Source organism: Microbacterium sp. CPCC 204701 (assembly GCF_004010105.1).
Classification (GTDB): Bacteria; Actinomycetota; Actinomycetes; order Actinomycetales; family Microbacteriaceae; genus Microbacterium.
The window spans coordinates 1-3686 of record NZ_RRYE01000304.1; the positions used below are offsets into that span (position 1 = coordinate 1).

2 protein-coding genes are annotated in these 3686 nt (G+C 69.7%); one reads left to right on the forward strand and one right to left on the reverse strand.

The window, feature by feature from the left end:
- Nucleotides 1-30: 30 nt before the first annotated feature.
- Entirely contained in the window at nucleotides 31-1230 is a 1200-nt protein-coding gene (locus EIO58_RS14355; protein WP_127820103.1) for a ferrochelatase, read from the reverse strand.
- A 184-nt stretch (nucleotides 1231-1414) separates the two neighbouring features.
- Between EIO58_RS14355 and pepN the strand changes: the two genes are divergently transcribed.
- The coding region (pepN, locus tag EIO58_RS14360; protein ID WP_127820104.1) for an aminopeptidase N at nucleotides 1415-3686 on the forward strand (2272 nt) is incomplete at its 3' end.

Consider the following 3686-nt stretch of genomic DNA (forward strand, 5'->3'; position numbering starts at 1 on the left):
GGAGCGCACGGCTGCCGCCGCGGCGCACGCTCAGGGCGCGAGGCCGGCGGCCGCCGGCTTGAACCCCGCGCGCACGTTCTCGCAGCACGCCGGACGGCACACGTCGAACCAGGGGCCGAGGCCGGTCGCATGCGGGCGCTCCGCCGCCGGGGTACCGTTCAGGCGCTCCTCCACGAGGTCGATGAGACCCGCGACGAAGACGGGATCCACACCGGGGGTCGGCGTGCGCACGGCTCGCAGTCCCGCCTCGGTGGCGGCATCCATCGCCTCGGTGTCGAGATCCCACAGCACTTCCATGTGGTCGCTCATGAAGCCGAGCGGCACGATCGCCACCGCCTGCACGCCCGCGGCGGGAAGCTCGGCGATCACGTCGTTGACGTCGGGCTCGAGCCACGGCTGGCTGGGCGGACCCGACCGCGACTGGTACACGAGATCCCACGCCACCCGCTCAGCGCCGGGCACCTCGGCGGCGACAGCAGCCATCACGACCTCGGCGACAGCGCGGTGCTGTGCGGCGTACGCGCCGCCGTCGCCGAGCTCCCGGTGCAGTCCATCGCCCTCGCGGGGGCCGGAGCGCTGCGCGTCGGCGGTGGGGATGCTGTGGGTCGAGAAGAGCACACGGACCGCCTCCGGTGCGACGCCCTCGGCGAAAATGCCCGCCACCGCGCCGCGTACGCCATCGACGAAGGGCTGAACGAAGCCCGGGTGGTCGAAGAACTGGCGCACCTTGTCGATCGTGACGGTCTCTGCCAGCCCCGTCTCGGTGAGCACGCGCGCGAAGTCCTCGCGATACTGCCGGCAGCTCGAGAACGACGAGTACGCGCTGGTGGCGAGAGCCAGGAGGCTCGTGTCACCGGCGGCCGCCGCATCCGTCACCGCCTCTTCGAGGTACGGGGCCCAGTTGCGGTTGCCCCAGTACACCGGCAGGTCGATGCCGCGGCGATCGAGCTCGGCCTCGAGCGCCGCTTTGAGCGCCCGGTTCTGCGCGTTGATCGGGCTCACCCCGCCGAAGTGCCGGTAGTGGTGGGCCACCTCCTCCAGGCGCTCGTCGGGGATGCCGCGCCCTCGCGTGACGTTGCGCAGAAACGGGATGACGTCGTCCTGGCCCTCCGGGCCGCCGAAGCCCGCGAGGAGGATCGCATCGTACGCGACGGGTTTCCCGACGAACGGGGCGCCGGACGCGGCAGCCGGCGACGCGAACGGAACGAAAGGGTACTCGGAAGAACTCACTCATCCATCCTGACATTGCGTGCCGGTCCGTTCGTCCACAGAACGGGCCAGAATGGGTGGCCTGGCATAGGCTGGAACGGTTGTCACCGGCGCCAGCAGCGCTCGTGGCGGCCGCCGGATCGCGCGCCCCGCGACGAGGGCGCATCCAGAACATCCGTCATCCTCACCCATGGGAGCCACAGCAGTGCCTGGAGAGAACCTCACCCGCATCGAAGCGCAGGAGCGCCGCGCCCTCGTCGACACGCAGTCGTACGAGGTCGCGCTCGACCTCACGAGGGGCGGCGAGGTCTTCGGCTCCCGTTCCGTCGTGCGCTTCACCGCCACCCCGGGTGCCTCGACGTTCATCGATCTCATCGCCCGGGAGGTGCGCGAGATCACCCTCAACGGCCGCGCGCTCGATCCCTCGTCGGTGTTCGCGGACTCGCGCATCGCGCTCGAGGGTCTCGTCGCCGAGAACGAGCTCGTGATCGACGCGGACTGCCTCTATACGAACACGGGCGAGGGCCTGCACCGCTTCGTCGACCCGGTCGACGACGAGGTGTACCTGTACTCCCAGTTCGAGGTGCCCGACTCGCGCCGTGTGTTCGCGGTGTTCGAGCAGCCCGATCTGAAGGCGACGTTCCAGTTCACGGTGACCGCGCCCGAGCCCTGGAAGGTCGTCTCCAACTCCCCATCGCCCGAGCCGAAGAAGCACGGCGACGGCACCGCGACGTGGCGATTCGAGCCGACGCCGCGCATCTCGTCGTACATCACCGCGCTCATCGCGGGGCCGTATGAGGCCACGTTCTCGGAGCTCACGAGCGCCTCGGGCCGTGTGATCCCGCTCGGCGTGTACGGCCGCAAGAGCCTGTGGCAGTACCTCGACGCGGACTACATCTTCGACAAGACGCGCCAGGGCTTCGCGTACTTCGAGGAGAAGTTCGAGTACGCCTACCCCTTCGCCAAGTACGACCAGCTCTTCGTGCCCGAGTTCAACGCGGGCGCGATGGAGAACGCCGGCGCGGTCACCTTCACCGAGTCGTACGTCTTCCGCTCGAAGGTGACGGATGCCGTCAAGGAGCGCCGCGTCGTCACGATCCTGCACGAGCTCGCCCACATGTGGTTCGGCGACCTCGTCACCATGAAGTGGTGGAACGACCTGTGGCTGAACGAGTCGTTCGCCGAGTGGGCGTCGACCATCGCCACGGCCGAGGCCACCGAGTGGACCGAGGCGTGGACCACGTTCAACGCGATGGAGAAGACCTGGGCGTACCGTCAGGATCAGCTCCCCTCGACCCACCCCGTCGTCGCCACGATCAACGACCTCGAGGACGTCCAGGTCAACTTCGACGGCATCACGTACGCGAAGGGCGGCTCGGTGCTCAAGCAGCTGGCCGCGTGGGTGGGGGTCGAGGCGTTCTTCGCCGGTGTCGCCGCGTACTTCAAGAAGCACGAGTGGTCGAACACCGAGCTGAGCGACCTTCTCGCCGAGCTCGAGACGACGAGCGGCCGCGAGCTGTCGACGTGGTCGAAGAAGTGGCTCGAGACCGCGGGAGTCAACACTCTCTCGCCCGAGATCGTGACGGATGCCGACGGCGCCATCACGCGCTTCGCGATCGTCCAGACGGCGCCCGCCGACAACCCGACGATCCGCCCGCACCGCCTCGGAGTGGGGTTCTACGAGCTCGACGGCGACGCGGTCGTGCGCGTGCACCACATCGAGCTCGATGTGGACGGCGACCTCACCGAGGTGCCCGAGCTCAAGGGCCGCACGCGCCCCGCCCTCGTACTCCTCAACGACGATGACCTCGCGTACGCGAAGATCCGCCTCGACGACCGCTCCCTGCAGACCGCGATCGATCACCTCGGAAAGATCACCGACCCCCTTGCGCGCTCGCTCGTATGGGGCGCCGCGTGGGACCAGACGCGCGACGCCGAGGCCTCGGCATCCGACTACGTCGACCTCGTGCTGCGCAATATCGGCGCCGAGTCCGAGTCGACGACCGTCCGCACCACGCTCGCCCAGCTGCAGCTCGCCGCGAACTCGTACGTCGCCCCCGAGAAGCGCGACGCGACGCGAGAGAAGGTCGCCGGCGCGCTGTGGGATCTCGCCGGCTCCGCCGAAGCGGGCAGCGACAGCCAGCTGCAGTTCGTGACGGCCTTCGCGAGCGCGGCGTCCACCCCGTCGCAGCGGGAGCAGGTGCGCCGGCTCCGCGATGGTGAGGTCACGTTCGAGGGCCTCGAGATCGACACGGACCTGTCGTGGCAGCTGCTGGTGTCGCTCGCCGCCGGCGGCGTCGTCGGCACCGCCGAGATCGACGCGGCGCTGGCCGCCGACAACACCGCCAAGGGCGGCGAGTTCGCGGCGCAGGCGAAGGCGGCCCTTCCGACCGCCGAGGCCAAGGCCGCCGCGTGGGCGTCGCTCGTCGACAGCGACGACCTGCCGAACACGCTCGTCCGCTCCGCCGCGGCCGGCT